Source organism: Bdellovibrio sp., from assembly GCF_036384735.1.
Lineage (GTDB): Bacteria > Bdellovibrionota > Bdellovibrionia > Bdellovibrionales > Bdellovibrionaceae > Bdellovibrio.
On sequence record NZ_DASVLT010000043.1, the window covers coordinates 72,434 to 88,541 of the forward strand.

At 45.7% G+C, this 16,108-nt stretch carries 16 protein-coding genes; 4 read left to right on the plus strand and 12 right to left on the minus strand.

The features are described from left to right. From VF412_RS12240 to VF412_RS12250, 3 genes are all read right to left on the minus strand, one after another. Positions 1–774 carry an ABC transporter permease gene (locus VF412_RS12240; protein WP_331339534.1) on the minus strand — a complete coding sequence of 258 codons (774 nt, stop codon included), beginning with the start codon at positions 772–774 and terminating at the stop codon, positions 1–3. After that, on the minus strand, positions 771–1,709 hold the full coding sequence (locus tag VF412_RS12245; protein WP_331339535.1) for an ABC transporter ATP-binding protein: 939 nt from the start codon (positions 1,707–1,709) through the stop codon (positions 771–773). The genes VF412_RS12240 and VF412_RS12245 overlap by 4 nt, the downstream gene beginning before the upstream one ends. A 68-nt stretch (positions 1,710–1,777) precedes the next feature. Further along, positions 1,778–3,043: a DUF814 domain-containing protein gene (locus tag VF412_RS12250; RefSeq protein WP_331339536.1), complete on the minus strand. Its 1,266-nt coding sequence runs from the start codon at positions 3,041–3,043 to the stop codon at positions 1,778–1,780. 82 nt (positions 3,044–3,125) lie between these two features. On the opposite strand from VF412_RS12250, the gene VF412_RS12255 reads away from it, so the two are divergent. Further along, the gene (locus VF412_RS12255; protein WP_331339537.1) at positions 3,126–3,395 is read left to right on the plus strand and encodes a DNA-dependent DNA polymerase; all 270 of its coding nucleotides are present in this window, start codon (positions 3,126–3,128) and stop codon (positions 3,393–3,395) included. A 161-nt stretch (positions 3,396–3,556) separates the two neighbouring features. Here the strand turns inward: VF412_RS12255 and VF412_RS12260 are convergent, their stop codons facing one another. Beyond that, on the minus strand, positions 3,557–4,441 hold the full coding sequence (locus tag VF412_RS12260) for an RsmB/NOP family class I SAM-dependent RNA methyltransferase (RefSeq protein ID WP_331339538.1): 885 nt from the start codon (positions 4,439–4,441) through the stop codon (positions 3,557–3,559). A 106-nt stretch (positions 4,442–4,547) separates the two neighbouring features. Here VF412_RS12260 and VF412_RS12265 point away from each other — a divergent pair, with 106 nt between their 5' ends. After that, positions 4,548–5,078, plus strand: a complete 531-nt coding sequence (locus VF412_RS12265) for a DUF3011 domain-containing protein (RefSeq protein WP_331339539.1) — start codon at positions 4,548–4,550, stop codon at positions 5,076–5,078. Between the two features lie 81 nt (positions 5,079–5,159). Here the strand turns inward: VF412_RS12265 and VF412_RS12270 are convergent, their stop codons facing one another. The 6 genes from VF412_RS12270 to VF412_RS12295 all read right to left on the minus strand — a co-directional run bounded on the left by VF412_RS12270 (position 5,160) and on the right by VF412_RS12295 (position 11,376). Next, positions 5,160–5,633, minus strand: a complete 474-nt coding sequence (locus VF412_RS12270; RefSeq protein WP_331339540.1) for a hypothetical protein — start codon at positions 5,631–5,633, stop codon at positions 5,160–5,162. 163 nt (positions 5,634–5,796) lie between these two features. Continuing rightward, entirely contained in the window at positions 5,797–7,410 is a 1,614-nt protein-coding gene (locus VF412_RS12275) for an SGNH/GDSL hydrolase family protein (protein WP_331339541.1), read from the minus strand. 16 nt (positions 7,411–7,426) lie between these two features. Beyond that, the gene (locus VF412_RS12280) at positions 7,427–8,866 is read right to left on the minus strand and encodes a sensor histidine kinase (RefSeq protein WP_331339542.1); all 1,440 of its coding nucleotides are present in this window, start codon (positions 8,864–8,866) and stop codon (positions 7,427–7,429) included. Beyond that, a complete protein-coding gene (locus VF412_RS12285; RefSeq protein WP_331339543.1) occupies positions 8,863–9,579 on the minus strand; it encodes a response regulator transcription factor in 717 nt (238 codons plus the stop codon). Before VF412_RS12285 ends, VF412_RS12280 begins: the two co-directional genes overlap by 4 nt. Continuing rightward, the gene (phoU, locus tag VF412_RS12290) at positions 9,560–10,225 is read right to left on the minus strand and encodes a phosphate signaling complex protein PhoU (RefSeq protein WP_331339544.1); all 666 of its coding nucleotides are present in this window, start codon (positions 10,223–10,225) and stop codon (positions 9,560–9,562) included. The genes VF412_RS12285 and phoU overlap by 20 nt, the downstream gene beginning before the upstream one ends. Positions 10,226–10,317: 92 nt before the next feature. Next, positions 10,318–11,376 (minus strand): hypothetical protein, encoded by a 1,059-nt coding sequence (locus tag VF412_RS12295; protein WP_331339545.1) that lies wholly within the window; start codon positions 11,374–11,376, stop codon positions 10,318–10,320. 49 nt (positions 11,377–11,425) lie between these two features. Between VF412_RS12295 and VF412_RS12300 the strand changes: the two genes are divergently transcribed. Next, positions 11,426–12,337 (plus strand): hypothetical protein, encoded by a 912-nt coding sequence (locus VF412_RS12300; protein ID WP_331339546.1) that lies wholly within the window; start codon positions 11,426–11,428, stop codon positions 12,335–12,337. Between the two features lie 5 nt (positions 12,338–12,342). Here the strand turns inward: VF412_RS12300 and sixA are convergent, their stop codons facing one another. Together sixA and ppk1 are read right to left on the minus strand one after the other, a co-directional pair. Next, a complete protein-coding gene (gene sixA / locus VF412_RS12305) occupies positions 12,343–12,849 on the minus strand; it encodes a phosphohistidine phosphatase SixA (protein ID WP_331339547.1) in 507 nt (168 codons plus the stop codon). A 16-nt stretch (positions 12,850–12,865) separates the two neighbouring features. Beyond that, positions 12,866–15,031 (minus strand): polyphosphate kinase 1, encoded by a 2,166-nt coding sequence (gene ppk1 / locus VF412_RS12310; RefSeq protein WP_331339548.1) that lies wholly within the window; start codon positions 15,029–15,031, stop codon positions 12,866–12,868. A 77-nt stretch (positions 15,032–15,108) separates the two neighbouring features. Between ppk1 and thiL the strand changes: the two genes are divergently transcribed. Then, positions 15,109–16,062: a thiamine-phosphate kinase gene (thiL, locus tag VF412_RS12315; protein WP_331339549.1), complete on the plus strand. Its 954-nt coding sequence runs from the start codon at positions 15,109–15,111 to the stop codon at positions 16,060–16,062. Positions 16,063–16,108 lie beyond the last annotated feature (46 nt).

Here is a 16,108-nt window from a genome sequence, read left to right on the forward strand (position 1 = left end):
TTATCTCCAACGGGAAGATTCAACTACGCGTTCCGCCAAAAAGCAGAACAACACGATCACACTCAGAAGGAAAATCAATCCGTTCGTGCGGATTGTTCCCTCCATCAAACTAGAAAGGTGCGAACTTAAAGAGATGTGCTCAAAGATCTTGCGAGCCGTCTCACTATCCATGGCATCAGCCCCAACACCGATAAACCAGATTGACACGTTAAAGATCACCGAAGCCACATAGGCGATCAGACTGTTTTCCGTCAGTGACGAGCAGAACAAATCCATCGCCGCATAAACAGCACCGACCGTAAAGATACCGAAGAAGGAAATAATCAGCGGAGGCCAGTTCAACTTCGCCAAAGCCGCCGTCGCCAGCGGATACATAAAGGCAACCACTGTCAGCCCCAAGACCGCACCAAGAGCCGCTGCATATTTACCCACAACGATTTGCAAAGAAGTCACCGGCGACGTCAAAAGCAGATCAAAAGTGCGCATTTTCTTTTCCTCTGCAAAAAGCTTCATCGTCAGAGCCGGCACAACGAAAATCAGCAGAAGATTTAAGTAAGAAATTAAACGAAGGAACACGCCGTAATGAATATTCAATTGATTTGCCGGAACGTTTGCTTGCATCACATAGTTCATCAGCAACTGCGCAAACATATTCAACTGAATCGGATACACCCAACTAAAAACAAGGCTCACCAGGAAACAGATCACCCAGAATGTTGGACTCAAGAAAAAGCCCTTCATTTCTTTTTTGAAGATCGTCATTGTACCGCTCATGGTTGGCCCTCCTCTTGTCCGTAGGTCAATTTCAGGAAGACATCTTCCAAATCCAGTTTTGATGGGCTCAGCTCAAGCAATCCCAATCCTTTGCTCACAAGAGCTGAGGAAACCGCGTCAACTGCCTCCTCGCCCCCCTGAAGGTCAATGCGCCACTCTTTACGAGACGCGCCTTCCGAGACTGCAACGACTTCACGAATGTTTGAAAGAACTGTTTTCATATCTTCGACATCTTTGCGCAAACGAACATGCAAATGACTTTGACCTTTTTCCATTGTCGAAAGCCTATGAATGCTATCCTGCGCGACGATTTTGCCTTTGTTGATGATGATGATCTTTTCACAAGTGGCTTGCACTTCCGGCAAGATGTGTGTGGAAAGAATGATCGTGTGCTGACCTTTCAGCGCCTTGATCAAATCGCGGATCTCTGCCACTTGCTTCGGATCAAGGCCCACAGTCGGTTCATCTAAAATCAGGACCTCAGGGTCAGACACTAAAGCCTGAGCAATGCCTACGCGCTGCTTGAAACCTTTTGAAAGATGTTGGATCAAACGCTTTTGCACCTCGCCCAGGTTCGTTTTCTCGATAGCGCCGTTCACCAGCGATTCGATTCTTTCTTTTGGAACCTGTTTAAGGGCGGCGACATAGCGCAAATAATCACGCACATACATATCGCCATAAACTGGAGGACTTTCTGGCAAATAGCCAATGCGTTTTTTTACTTCTAAAGGGCTTTCAAAAACGTCGAAACCCGCTACAGAAGCAGTTCCGCTTGTCGGGGCCATGAAGCCTGTGATGATTTTCATCGTCGTTGATTTGCCAGCGCCATTCGGCCCCAAGAAACCGACGACGTCGCCTTTGTTCACAGAAAAATTAAGATGGTCAATCGCGCGGCGCGGACCATATTCTTTGGTGAGATCTTTTACTTCAATCATCGAAAACGTCCTTCGAGAGATAAGAATACATTTGTCCCGAAGAAATTCTAAACCGGAGGTCGGGTCAGTCAAGACTCTTGACGCAAAGTAAAATGAAACGTCTTCTCAGAGTGATATGTGACTCGCCCCAGCTTATCCCCCTTGATCGGTCGAACAAAGCGACATTCAACCATAACCACGGCGACTTTTTGCCCCACCATCAGAGATTTTGACGACAACGACTCCCGAGCCACCCAAGCGGCAACCTCTTGCACCTCGCTTTGCGGGATTTCTTGATCGCGCTGACGATGAATAATTGCGTGAGCCCCCGGGTAATCTTTCAAGTGCAGCCAATAATCCCAAGCTTTTGCCTGACGAAGCAATGCCAAATTATCTGCTGCCGACTTTCCGCAATAAGCGATCGCCCCTGAATCCAAATGGAATTTGCGACCACGGGCCTGGGTCTTTTGCATCAAATCCACAAGCTGATTCTTTTGAGTCTTTTCGCTGTAACGAGATTTTTCCAGCTTCGCAATTTCTTCGCTCAACTCGATCAGACGCTCTCGCGCGCCCTCTTTTTTACCTGCCAATTGTTTCGCTTTGCCAAAAGTATTTTCAATATTCCAGCTCAGCGACTGTTTGCGATCAATGCAGGCTTCAAGCTCTGATGGAACATCGAACGTGCCATGGGTTTTCAAAAAAGTTCCGGCTTGCTGCCACAAAACTTCCTTATCGCTTTCAATTTGCTTTTGAATCTCGCCCAATGCTTTGCGTTTTTTCTCGAGATCCTTTTGCTTTTGTTTTTCCCACTGGGCCACTGGATCTAACGAAGGTTTTTGCTTCGAACCCTGCTCGGCCAGCCATTCTTCATGGAGCTCTTCCAATGAGCGCGGCTCTGGAGGATTTTCCACATAAGGTGGTTCACTTAAATCCAATGGTTTTTCCCAGGAAATTTGTTTTCCATCCGCTTTCACAATTAAATTGCATTGCTTGGGAATCAGGCGAATTTCAAGTTCACATTCTTTATGAGAGTTTTTAAGAATGATTTTAACGACACGGCCCCATTGTTCTTCGATAAAAATGTCGACGAGATATAAATTTCTGCCGTGGGAGTTTAAAAACAGGCTGACTGGTTTGGTCTTCGGTCCCTTCTTGAAGGGATTGCTTTCCTCAAAAAGCAGCATCATGGGATTGTTGGGAAGCAGGTCCAGGATCAGCCACAAAGATGTCTCACGATGAAATCCCAAAGCCAGCCCTCGGTCGTTCACTAGAACCTCTTGTAACTGCGCCCCCTCGAGAACAGGCTTGAAGGTGCTGACAAAGGTCTGAAGTTCTTGTTGAGTAAGGGCTTTCATTGGTCCTATTTTGTCATTCTTTGGACCAAATTTCTATGTCTAATACTTAGGTTCGAAAATGTTGCGCCGATAAAACTGAGGTATGCACAAAGATAACTTGTTTAAATTAATCGACACGCAACTTAAAGAGGCCACAAACACTCGCGAGACGACGACAGAGTTTGTTCGTAAAATCGTGAATATTTATGTTCTTCAACTGATGAGCCGAGGCAACATTCCCATGGAGTTCCATGAGGAAGTTATGGCCGATGTTGAAGCGGAAGTGATCGAAATTTATCGCAAGAAGACTTATGGCTTTTTGACTCTTGAAGAGTACCGCCGCCACGCCTACCGTCAAAAAAACGACAACTGAGAGTTGCCGATTAAGACTGAGCGACAATAACCAAAGTTGTCGCTAGCAAGAACACTGCAATCGCAAAAGCTGATCTCATATCATCCCCCTCGATGTCTCGAGGATAGACGAAAAAAATCACCAACGTTAATTTCAGTTTTGATATCTACGAATTTAGCAGATTACGTTTTTTCAATCACAGCAAAGTACAAAGGACCAAAGCCGCAGCGGTCTGGAAGGTACGCAACACCAAATTCCGTGCGCTCTCCACCAATACCCGGTGATGCTTCAACCAATTTCACTACAGTTTTTTTCTTTTTCAAAAGTTTGCGAATCACTTCGTCGTTTTCCTCAGGGCTGATGGAACAGGTTGAGTAAACAATGCGCCCCCCCGATTTTACGGCAAGCAATGCCGCCGCTAAAAGTGAGTATTGTCTTGTTGCTAGGTGTTCCGTGCGACGAGGACTCCATTCAGATTGTGCCGTTGGATTCTCTAAAATGTGCCGTTCCCCAGAACATGGAGCATCCAAAAGAATGCGATCGAAACTTTCCGCTTCTTTCAAACCAAATTGCACACCATCTTTGCCCGTCACCCATACGCGATCACGAATGTCGCGCGGAACATATTGCTGAATGACTTTCTTTAAACGCTCACGACGCTCGGGAGAAAGATCGTTGCAGAAGATCTCCCCGTCGTTTTTTAAAGCTTCAATCATTACAAGACTTTTTCCACCCGGCGCCGCGCACATGTCTAAGACTCGATCACCCTCTTGAACGTCCAAAGCACGGGCCACCATGACACTGGCTGGGTCCATGACATAGACATCTAACAATTCATCCGCATTTCTTTCGGGTTGCACACTTCCGGATTCAGGAAGCCAATAACAGTTTGGAAGCTCCGGCTTTACTTCAAATGAAGACCAATTCTTTGAAGAATCATCCGACGCACTGAGTATATTTTTACGAGCAACCTGCTGCTCTTTGTGCTGCAGAGCTTCAAAGAGACGGGGCCATCTTGCTCCGTAAATTTTTTCGAAGTGTAAATAGAAAGGGTGCGTCGTATTCATAGAGAAAAACTAAGTCAATATGACCCCAAAGTCACGGGTATGATTTCTGCAGTTCATGCGAATGAATAAAGTTTAGAATCAAAATGACACTAAAAGGGAGAACCACATGAAGAATCTATTGATCGCCATGTTTGCACTTGTTGCGTTTGCACAGGTAGCACATGCGGATGTTATCGATGCTCAACAAGACGAAAGCATCTCTTACTCAAACCAAAATTCCGACAATGAATGGATCAGACCGGGAGTTCCAGGTCCGCGTCCATATCCAGCTCCAGGTCCACGCCCTGCGCCTTATCCAGGTCCCGGCCCAGGACACGGTCCCGGTCACGGCGGCCCAGGTTACCCTGGTCCTTACCCACACCCACACCCATATCCAGGCCCTGCACCTCGCCCATACCCACCAGCACCAGTTCCTGGCCCAGGCTACCCAGGCCCTGCTGTAGAGTATGTTCGTTGTGATTCATACAACTATCAATATCAAGAGTGCTTCTTCCCAAGCTATCGTGTTGCACGTGTAGATTTGTATCAAGTGTTCTCATACAACGCTTGTATTCAAAATCAAACATTCGGCGTTTACGCGGATCGCGTTTGGGTAACTGGCGGTTGCTCTGCAACTTTCGCGATCACTCACTTCTAATTTTTTTCGAAAATTTTAGAAATAAAAAACCCACAGTTGGAAGACTGTGGGTTTTTTATTGAGTCGACTGCTACGCAACCGTTAAAACGGCTGCGGTCTCAATTGTGTAGAACTTGGATTTCTTCCTGTGGCCACCGAATCCTTATTATCCACCAATGAATTTTCAGGATGCGCACACAAAGGACTGAGATTAAATGTATCTGGTGGATCGTAAGTTTTGTCGTTGTAGGCATCGATGCCCATTCCAATCAGACCTCCGAAAACAACATTTCCTAAAATTCCAGCGACGGCATCATATTTCGTCTCTATCACTCCATCGCGAGTTTCCTGATTGCATGTTACAGTGACGGGAATGTCCGTTTTAGAGCGGGAAACCAGCACTGTTGTCTGACCATTCTTTAATGTGAATTGACCGTCAGGCAAATTGATTTGCGTATCGCCATTTTTCAATCCACCAACAAAATGCACGGGAATCTTTTCGGACTTTACAAGCGTGGCACATGCCCCCAAAGAAACAAATGACAGAATCACCAGAGCTTTGAAACATTCCTTCACGTCTCCTCCCATCGGATCGTTCAGGATCTTTCGGGTCACGAAAAAGGATTCTTGAATGTCCCATTTTGAACAAACAAAAATAAGTTTTTACATTCAAGGCTTTAGATCCGATGTAAATTTTCAGTGAATTTCCGATTAAGAAATAAAAATGCTGCCGAGCTCTTTATTTTCTCTGAATCACTTCTAGAATTTGTGGAGCCAACCACTCGGCGGCAAGCTTTTGACCAAAAGGAGTCATATGCACAATATCCCACCAGATCATTCCCTTTTGCGCTATTTTTGGATCATTCAAATAATCATGCAAAGTAAGAACAGGCACTTGCAGTTTTAATCCAATCTGCGCCAAGGTTTTTCTATCGGGGCTATTATCAAGAGGCTCTTCATTAGTTGTCGCCTCTTGAATCAAGATCACTTTCTTTCCGTCATGAAGAAGTTCGGTGATGAACGGTGGCAGTTGTTCTTCCATTTGCGCAGACTGATCATTGAAGGCCAAATCAATGATGACAATATCAGCAGCAAATGGCTGATACACATCATGATATTTCTGAATCAGCTCTTTTGCATGAGAGCCAGAAATGGCCATATTCATAGATTCCACGGGTGTCTTCAAATGACTTTGCAAATATTGATGAATCAGCGCGAAGAAGGTCTGATGAATATTCTCTGCCCCAGCCCCCACAGTCTGTGACGTTCCAATGAACAAGGTGCGCAGTCCTCTTTTAGAGCTGTGTACGACAGTGTTGTTTTGGTCAGGGCTTAAAGCTGTGCAATCAGAAGAGTCGCAATAGAAAGGTCCTTCCCCATATCGGCGGCCCGGATATCCCATCGCCACGACCCCCTCATGAGTGACGGGATGAACACCCGCTAAACCTGAAAGGCCTTGAAAGAAATTGTAGCGAGCGATTTCAAAAACATTTGGTTCAAGGCCCGCTTGCTGATGAAGTGCTCGAGTCATGTGACTTTGCTGAATCGAAGACCAGACAAAAAAATCGAATAGATAATAGCCGACTCCCATCACCGTCACGGTTAACAGGACAGTGATATAAGCAAAAAGTGCCGCCTTCTTGTCTCTTCTAAAGAAAAATAAAAGACCAATAAGTAAAAACAACACCGCGATCTCACAGAAAATCTGAATTCTATTTTCAGAATTTCCAAAGCTAATATCACGAACACCGCCGTCACGTTCTTCGATGAGCACTCGATTCACCCGAACATCTTCGCGGCCCCCGCGAAGATTCAGCTGACCTTTTTCTGGAAAACCCGGGACTTCATCAATAACGACTTGATCAATGGAAATTTTGGTCAGCTCCGTTGTCCATTCAAGTTGAATTTCGTGACGACCTTCCTTGATTTTTTGATCTAAAATTTTCTCTTCAAAAATCTCGCCTTGCGATGAGGTTTTCACAAAAGCTGTGGGCTTGTCCGCCTTGGCACTGATACGAAGACCGCTTCGATTCTTAGAATCTCCGAACAACACATATAGGTAGGAATTTGGATCTAAGGTCGCATGGATAGCTATCTTCTTGGGCGTTAATAGAGGTTTGTAGGTAAGACTGTGAAAGCCCCACCACTTTCCAAGGTGCAGTTGATTTTGAGCCAACGACGAGCGCGAGATTAAATACTCATCCGACCCGACGACAAAAACACCTAACATTCTTTTTTCAACGATCCATTCCGGGTGACGATAAAGACTGTTTTCAGAATATAAAACAATTCCGGTCCAAACCAGAACACAAGGAAGAAAACAAAAAAGGCTTAGGACAGATCTGCTTAACATCCGCTAGATCCTGCCCCTAGACAGAGCGTATCGGAAACGTACAAGTGAACTCAGCACCTTGATTTTCAGCACTCTTCACTGACACACTTCCACCATGGCTTTGCATGATGTGCTTTACAATGGCAAGGCCCAAACCCGTGCCACCGACATCACGGCTGCGGCCCTTGTCAATGCGATAGAATCTTTCAAACAAGCGATCCAGGTGTTCCGGTGGAATCCCCAAACCGTCATCGATCACTCGCAAAATCACATTATTGCGAGCGTCTTTTTCCCAACGCACTTGAACACTTTTTCCTGAAGGAATGTATTTCACAGCATTGGAAACAAGATTGCGCAAAACTTGCTCGACCTTGCGTGAATCCGCCATGAACGGAGGAACTTCACCAATCACGCGGATACTGATATTTTTTTCCGCAGCCAACATCGCCAATTCAGCGACAACGTGTTCTGAAATCTGCAGCGGATGAATCAATTCCAATTTTAATTCTGAATTCGTTGAAGATTCCAAAGTGCTGATACTTAGAAGATCGTTTACAAGATCCATCAAACGATCCACGTTTCTTGAAACGATATCAAGGAAGCGACCGGCTTGTTGAATCTGTCCCGTCTTTACATCCTCTTTCAAAGTGTCAACATAACCTTTGATCGAGGTCAGTGGCGTTCGCAATTCGTGGGACGCATTGCCAACGAAATCGATACGAATCTGCTCGGCCTTTTTTAGTTCGGTGATATCATGGAAGATGCCGACAACGCCGTACATGACTTTCGTTTTTTCGTTGCGGATCGGATTCACAGAAACTGCGAAGTAACGGGGTTGATTGTCGATCAAAGTCGCAAGCTTCACCGTGAAGCGATTGCCCTTGCCCTCACGAATGGTTTTTTCAAAACCTTCAAGGACATCAGAAGAACGAATGGCATCTTTCAAACGCAAATTTTCTTGGCTTAACTGCGGACCTGTTAAAAATTGAGCCGCGAATTGCGAATTCGAATAAAGAATTTTTTCATCAAGACTTACGCTGACAAGTCCTTCGGCAACCGCGCTCATGAAGGCTTGAGATTCTTCTTGCGCTTGCAGGTACTGGGCCTTACGCCGTTTCATTTTTTTGTGGATTTTATTCAAGACAATTTCAAGCTCTGACAAATCGGTGTCTTCGTCTTCAAGCAGGTCTTCTTCACGAGAATCCACAAGTTCACCGTAAGCGCGCTTGTTGGAAATACGTAAAGTTTTAAGAATGACTTTATGAATCGGTCTTGCGAATCGGTAGGCTGTGAACAGCGCTACCAAAAGGCTCATGAAGAAGAAGTAAACGAGGGCTTCGTTATATACGAAGGCTCTGACGTGATAAAGACTGTCGATCAAAGTCAAAGAAGCCAAATGCAAAAGATTGAAGGCTATGACCTGATAAAGAAAGGACTTCCAAAATAAACGCCAAGGGAATCTGACAAATCGACTCATACGGAGTCTATCTTAACCCTATAACCCACACCACGGATAGTCTCAATACGGTCTCCCCACTCACCTAACTTCTTGCGTAAACCGAAAACGTGGGTGTCGATGGTGCGTCCAACGACATTAATGCCCTCACCTTGGATGTTTTCGATCAATTGTTCGCGGGTTAAGACCACACCACGGTTTTGCACCAAAGCTCCCAAAAGCTTGAACTCGGAAGGAGTCAAATGCAAAGGATCGTTATTATAAGACACTTCGTATGATTTGAAGTTTACGCGAAGACCAGAAATTGCAACTTCGTCTTCGTTTCTTGGCGCCACATCATCTTGATTTTGTGAACGGCGAACAAGAGCTTTTACGCGGGCTACGAAAACACTGGGGTTGAACGGCTTTGTCAGATAATCATCGGCGCCTTTTTCAAGCCCCATCACGATATCGTGAGGCTCGGTCTTTGCCGTGACCATCAAGATCCCGGCACTTTTATTTTTTGCTTTAATTTTATCGACGATTTCGACACCGCTTAGACCAGGCAGCATCCAATCCAGAACGAAAACTTGGTAGTTGTTTTTGTTTAGCTCACTCAGTGCCTCTTCTGCGGAACTGCATTCAGTGACGCGGAAACCTTGTCTTAGAAGATGGAGAGCCATCAGCTCTCTGATTTCTTGTTCATCTTCTACGACTAGCACATTTACAGAGTTATCAGCCAAACTTTCCACCATGTCGCACGTCCTTGCCTGTAAAGGCGAAGATCACGTCTTCGGCGATATTTGTAGCGTGGTCGCCGAGACGCTCTAAATTTCTTGCTATCAAAATCAAATCAAGTCCCGCTTCCACATCATCCGGATTGGATTTCATGTGGATCATGGCATCTTGAAGAACCTTGTTCTTCAAAGAGTCCAACTCGTCATCCATCAGAAGAATTTGTTTTGCTTCTTCCACGTCACCGCGAACGAAACAATCCAAAGAACCCTTCACCATATGACCCGCAATTTCCGACATTCTTTGCACATCGCTCAATTGGGCTTGAATCGGTTTACGACCCAAGTAGTCTTTGCCAGAGTAGGAGATATTCACAGTCTGATCGCCCATTCTTTCAAGATCGTTGTTGATCTTAAGAACAGAGATGATCAAGCGCAGGTCATTGGCTACAGGACCTTGCTTTGCCAAAATGTTCATGCAGACGTTATCGACTCGGATGTGGTCTTCGTTGATACGTTTTTCAATCGCATGAACTTCATCGAACAAACTAACATCTCGGGAAAGAATAGCCGCCGTAACTTTTGAAAGTGATTTTTCAACATGACCACCCATCAGAAGAATCATTTTCTTAAGGTCTTCAAGTTGAGTATCGATGGCTCTTTCCATCCATTTCCCCCGTGCAATCGTTTATATGTTTTGTGTGGTATTGACACCGATTAACACGGCATCTCTTTCCATTCTAACAGAATCCTAACATTTTAAAACAAAACCTGAGCCGCTATTTCAACTTTGGCTGTGTCTCGCACGCCCAGACCGTAATCGGAGGCGTATCGAGAATACTCTACCTCAAACGCGGTCTTCACGTCTTCGGTAATATCGTAGGTCAAAGCAGATAAAAGTGTATTCATTTCTTTCCCGCTGCGCCCAACAGCCGCATTGAGATAATCCCAACGCAGCATCCACTCGGCCTGGGGGCCCGTGCTCACGATAGCGTAAACACTGCCGCCCTGCCCATGAATTGAGCTTCCGGTGAAATCTTCAACATTCACGCCATCTGCCATTTTTAATGCAGTGATGGCATCCGCCGGATCATGGGTGTCTAAAAGTTCAGCTCCTAGACGCCAGTGCTCATCTTCGGTGCTCCATAAAACAGAGGCCTGAATCCGTTCGCGCAAATTCGTATCGCTTTCATACTGATCATAACTGCCACGGCTGTAGCCCAAAGAGAACGTCAGAGGGTTCCATCTGGTGAAACGCATAAACAGAGACCAATCCTTATGGGGTGTGGGATTTTCTGAGTCACGACCTTGTCCATTGACGGCCGCAAGAGCCCATTCGCCCAGGTCCCAGGGAAGCTCTGACATAAATGAAGCACCCAAATCTGAATAGTAAACATACTTCCACTTTTCCGTGATCACCCAGCCCGTCGGCCCCAAAAAACGATAATCCCAGTCCTCATACTGAGCTTGTTGCCATGAGCTGGGAATCAAACCGAGACGAAACCCATGCAGCCCCTGAAAGATGCTCACCAAATCCAAATAAGCTTCACGTGTTTGAACAGTAAAAGGTTTCGAGTTTTCATCACGACGTTCCGCGCCCTCAAAAGAGACAAAAAGAAGATTCCCCTCTTTCAAAGGCACATTAAAGTTAACCAAGAGCGATGGAATGCTAAAGACACTGTCACCTTGGTTGGAGGTAGGTAGGTTATAAAGACTCGCGTTGATGTCGGCCTCGCCAGTGATCTCGATATCAGTCAATGCAAAAGCCTGAGCCCCCACAAAAAGCGCAAATAAAGACGGCAAAATCAATTTTTTCATGTCTCTGATGCTCGCATTTTTATATACTATTGCCAAAGGAGAGTGTTGCGTGTCACGCCGAGTATCTGCCATCGACATTGGATCAAATGCCATTCGCATGATGGTTGCTGATATTTCAGATCAAGCTCCTCTTCTTCACGTCGAGAAAAAATTCCGTGCCCCTGTTCGTCTTGGCCACGACGTTTTCATGTCAGGCTCTATCGGACCGGAAGTCATGGAGGTTGCCAAAGCCACCTTCCGCCGTTTCGCCGAGACCAATCGAAAACTGCAAGTGCAAAAATGCCGAGCTGTTGCCACCAGCGCGTGTCGCGAAGCCAAGAACCGTAATGACTTTGTAAATGAAATTCGCAAAGCATCAGGCATCGACATCGACATCATCGACGGAACTGAAGAAGGACGTTTGATTCACTTAGCGGTTCGTAAAGAGGTGGATCTCGACAGCAAAAAAACAATGCTTATCGATATCGGCGGCGGCAGTGTCGAGGTGACTTTCTCGAAAGGCTCTAAGCTGCTCGCAACGAAATCTTTTCCTATGGGTACGGTTCGCATCTTGGAAAATCTGGCAAAGCGTAAAATGAACGAAAGCCATTTGAATATTATCATGGGCGAGTTCTTAAGTGATTTGGGTGAACATATATATAAAAACACCGACAATGAACCTGTGGATTTCGCTATCGGAACCGGCGGAAACTTAGAATGCATCGGTCAACTGAAAGTACAACTCCTGAAACGCACACCGAATACCTTTGTCACTTTGACTGAACTCACCAGTATCATCGACAAACTGCGCAGCCTTTCAATTCGCGATCGTATTGAACATTTGGGTCTTCGTCCCGACCGGGCTGACGTGATCGTCCCCGCATCCATGCTCGTTCAAACCATTATGCGCCAGGCTGAGACTGAAAAACTAGTCATCCCTGCGGTGGGCCTTCGCGATGGTTTGATCTGGTCAATGTTTTAAAAAAATTATTCAGCTAAAAATTTCGGAGGAATCGAGTACAGCAATTGAGCAGCACCGACTTCAGCCTGTGCAAAAGACTCGACTTCAAGAGCGATTATGCCACTTTTCTTTAAATCGATGAAGCTTTCTGCCTTTCCCGTTAAAAGATAGCTCGCAAAAGTGCTTAAATGCGGCTCATGTCCCACAATGGCAATGCGCTTGTAGTTGCGACCTTGAGTACGAATCCACTTCAGCAATGCTTGTGGTGGACTTTGCGGAACCAATTCAGGAATCTCGATCACTTTTGTTTCGAAATAAATCTGCGAGACAATCTCGGCGGTTTGCCGTGCACGGGTGAAAGGGCTTGAAACGATGACGTCGAAGTTTTTCACATAATCACGCAAGCGCACCGCAACCTTTTGCATTTTCTTTCGTCCCTTGAGGGTCAAAGGACGCAATTGGTCCTCTTGCCCCTTCTTGGCGAAATCTTCGCGTTCTTCTGCGACTGCATGACGAATGATAATCAACTCCACGAAAATCTATCCTGTGCTATTCCAAATGTGTTTCAGTTTCTTCAGTCACTTTAGCGCGACTCTTCGCAGTTTGCATCAATGTTTGATGGATTCCGATATCTTCAGACGGTTTTTTCGAATAAGAACCATCCGAGGTCATTTTCCAAGCCTGACGCTGCTCTTTAAGGTAAAGTTGCAAGATCTCCCACAACTTTTCTTTCAAAGTGCGATCTAAAATCGGCACAATCGCTTCAACACGAGCATGCAAATTACGATACATCCAATCTGCTGAACCAATGAAGAATTCTCCATCAATAGGGTCTGCGGCCCCGTTTCTAAAATAGAATACACGGGAATGTTCAAGGAATCGGCCAATCACAGATGTCACGCGCAAGTTTTCACTCATCCCTGGAACACCGGGGCGGATACAACAGAAGCCGCGCACGATCATATCAATCTGCGTGCCTTTCTGTGAAGCCGCGTACAAAGCCACCGCCAAATCATTTTCTTCAAAGTTATTAAACTTAGCAATGATCTGTGCAGGCTTTCCCGCTTTGGCGTGCTCGGCTTCACGCTCAATCATGGCTTTAAACTTCGAGAACATATTCACAGGCGCAATCAAAAGATGCTGATAGTTGTTCTTCAAAGAACGCCCTGTCAGGAAATGGAAGAATTCAACGATATCCGCTGTGATTTCTTCTCTGGCAGTTAACAATCCCAAATCAGTATAGAACCGAGACGTCGCCACGTTGTAATTTCCTGTCCCGATATGGGCATAACAACGAAGGCCATCTTGTTCTTGACGGACTACCAGGGCTGTCTTCGCATGAGTTTTCAAACCAACAACGCCATATACGACGTGAACACCCGCATTTTCTAGTTCTGTCGCCCAATAGATATTACGTTCTTCATCAAAGCGCGCTTTCAACTCAACCAGGCAAACAACTTGCTTTCCTTGTTCAGCGGCGCGAATCAAAGAACGAATGAATGGACTATTATCGCCCGTGCGATACAAAGTCATCTTAATCGCTAGAACCTTGGGATCTTCACTGGCGACGCGAATGAATTTCTCGACAGAGGCAGAAAAACTTTCGAATGGATGATGAACCATTTGGTCTGCAAGCTTTAAAGAATTGAAAAGCCCCACACCCTCTTCCATCAAAGCCGGCGTCACCACCGGAGTGTAAGGTTCAAATTTCAATTTCGGCAAATTCAAATCAGCGATGGCAGTAAGATCTGTATAATCAAGTTCGCCCGGAAGTTCATAGATATCCTCTTCCGTCAGTTCTAACTCTTCCATTAAGAATTTCAACATCCATGGATCTGGATTGGGCCCGTGCTCGAGACGCACCACTTCGGCAAAACGACGCTGACGCAATTCTTCTTCGATGGCCTCAAGCAAGTCTTCTGCATCTTCTGGATCTTGATCTGAATCCGCATTGCGAGTCAGACGGAATGACATCGCCTCTAAAACCTGCATTGACGGAAATAGGTCCGCCAGGTTTTCTTTGATCACCTCTTGAAGACTTACAAATTTAAACACACTGGATTCAGGATCTACGCGAATCCACTGAGGCAAAACTTTCGGAACCTTCAGCCGAGCGAAAAGTTTTTCATCGTTGTTCGGATACTTCAAGGTCACACCCAAAGAAATCGACAAATTCGAAATAAATGGGAACGGATGCCCAGGGTCCACCGACAGCGGAGTCAAAACCGGAAATACGTTTTTATTGTAGTATTTCTTAACCTGCTCCTTTTCTTTTTCGCTGAGGTCTTTCCATGAAACGAGGAAAATATTTTCTTTCTCTAAAGCAGGCTTCAAGCTTTTGTTAAAACAGTTCGATTGATCCTGAAGCATCGGCATCACGGATTGACGAATTTCCTGCAACTGCATCAACGGAGTTTTCCCGTCCGCAGATTTTGGAGAAATGCCATAAGCCACATGACGCTTCAAGCCGCCCACGCGCTTCATGAAAAATTCATCAAGATTCGAACCCGAAATACTTAGAAAGCGAACACGCTCCAACAACGGATTGCGTGCATCTTCCGCTTCAGCCAAAACACGGCGATTGAAATTCAACCAGCCCGTTTCGCGGCTTGTGAAAAGACTTTCGGATGACAAGGGATGCTCAACAACTGTCGGCTTGCGCGTTGATTTTTTCTTTGAGGTGCGTTTCGGCGACGTCGCCTTCGGTGTAACCAAGAATCCTCCTTGACTCCATGATGTTCTATTTCACAATAGAGCCTTGAATTTAGCAACGCCCTTCTCGAGGCAATAATATGCAGAACACTCCCAAAGAATGGAACCGGATCGACAGAATAAGATCTCTCGTCCAGCGTCATAATCCTCATACAGTTGTCGCATTGGGTGATGACGGTTTTGTTTTCAGAAACTTTCCCGGACTTTCTGTTATTGCTCAAGACATGATGGTGGAAGAAGTTCACTTTTCTCTCGAATACATGACCGCGTTTGATATCGGCCACAAACTTCTCGCAGTAAATTTAAGCGACCTTGCAGCTATGGGAGCACAACCTCGATTTGCGCAGGTGTCACTAGCTCTTCCAAAACATCTGACAGAATCTTGGCTTGACGATTTTTACAAGGGCATGACGAACTTGGCCGATCAGTTTCATGTTGAAATTGTTGGCGGCGATCTTTGCGCTTCGCCAAGCATTGTGGTTGGCGACCTGAGCGCTTATGGCACTTGTGACATCCCCCTCACACGAACAGGGGCCCGGGTTGGCGACTTGTTATTATCTAGCGGCTATTTGGGTCTTTCCTACGCAGGCTTGTGCGCTTTGCAAAACAGTTGGGAAGAAAAGTTTCCAGAGAGCAGCAATCACCACAAACGACCACGACCTCGTTTAGATCTAGTTCATCACTTACAAAGTCATCACGACAAAGTGCATGCCTTGATGGATTGCAGTGATGGATTGATTAACGACACTTTGATTTTATCTCGCGGCGAATTAGGTTTTGATGTCTATGCAGATGCTCTGCCGATCCATGAAGAGACCGCAAAAATTGCCATCGATCTTGATAAAACTCCATTAGATTTGGCCCTTTGGGGCGGCGAAGATTATCAGCTTCTGATGGCCATTGCTCCACAAGACTTGCATCTTTTCCCGGGATGGCACGTCGTTGGCGAGTTTACGGATCACAAGGATTTCTATCTTCAACAAAGTGGACAGAGAACCCTTTTGAATAGCTTTAAAGGCTGGAAGCACTTCTAACCCAAGTCTTTAGTCTAGCTTGAAATCCTTCAGAGCTTTCACATTT

What these genes read in the sequence shown, in the direction of transcription:
- VF412_RS12240 (WP_331339534.1), bottom strand. Translation starts at nt 774, where the DNA reads ATGAGCGGTACAATGACGATCTTCAAAAAAGAAATGAAGGGCTTTTTC.
- VF412_RS12245 (WP_331339535.1), bottom strand. Translation starts at nt 1,709, where the DNA reads ATGATTGAAGTAAAAGATCTCACCAAAGAATATGGTCCGCGCCGCGCG.
- VF412_RS12250 (WP_331339536.1), bottom strand. Translation starts at nt 3,043, where the DNA reads ATGAAAGCCCTTACTCAACAAGAACTTCAGACCTTTGTCAGCACCTTC.
- VF412_RS12255 (WP_331339537.1), top strand. Translation starts at nt 3,126, where the DNA reads ATGCACAAAGATAACTTGTTTAAATTAATCGACACGCAACTTAAAGAG.
- VF412_RS12260 (WP_331339538.1), bottom strand. Translation starts at nt 4,441, where the DNA reads ATGAATACGACGCACCCTTTCTATTTACACTTCGAAAAAATTTACGGA.
- VF412_RS12265 (WP_331339539.1), top strand. Translation starts at nt 4,548, where the DNA reads ATGAAGAATCTATTGATCGCCATGTTTGCACTTGTTGCGTTTGCACAG.
- VF412_RS12275 (WP_331339541.1), bottom strand. Translation starts at nt 7,410, where the DNA reads ATGTTAAGCAGATCTGTCCTAAGCCTTTTTTGTTTTCTTCCTTGTGTT.
- VF412_RS12280 (WP_331339542.1), bottom strand. Translation starts at nt 8,866, where the DNA reads ATGAGTCGATTTGTCAGATTCCCTTGGCGTTTATTTTGGAAGTCCTTT.
- VF412_RS12285 (WP_331339543.1), bottom strand. Translation starts at nt 9,579, where the DNA reads ATGGTGGAAAGTTTGGCTGATAACTCTGTAAATGTGCTAGTCGTAGAA.
- phoU (WP_331339544.1), bottom strand. Translation starts at nt 10,225, where the DNA reads ATGGAAAGAGCCATCGATACTCAACTTGAAGACCTTAAGAAAATGATT.
- VF412_RS12295 (WP_331339545.1), bottom strand. Translation starts at nt 11,376, where the DNA reads ATGAAAAAATTGATTTTGCCGTCTTTATTTGCGCTTTTTGTGGGGGCT.
- thiL (WP_331339549.1), top strand. Translation starts at nt 15,109, where the DNA reads ATGCAGAACACTCCCAAAGAATGGAACCGGATCGACAGAATAAGATCT.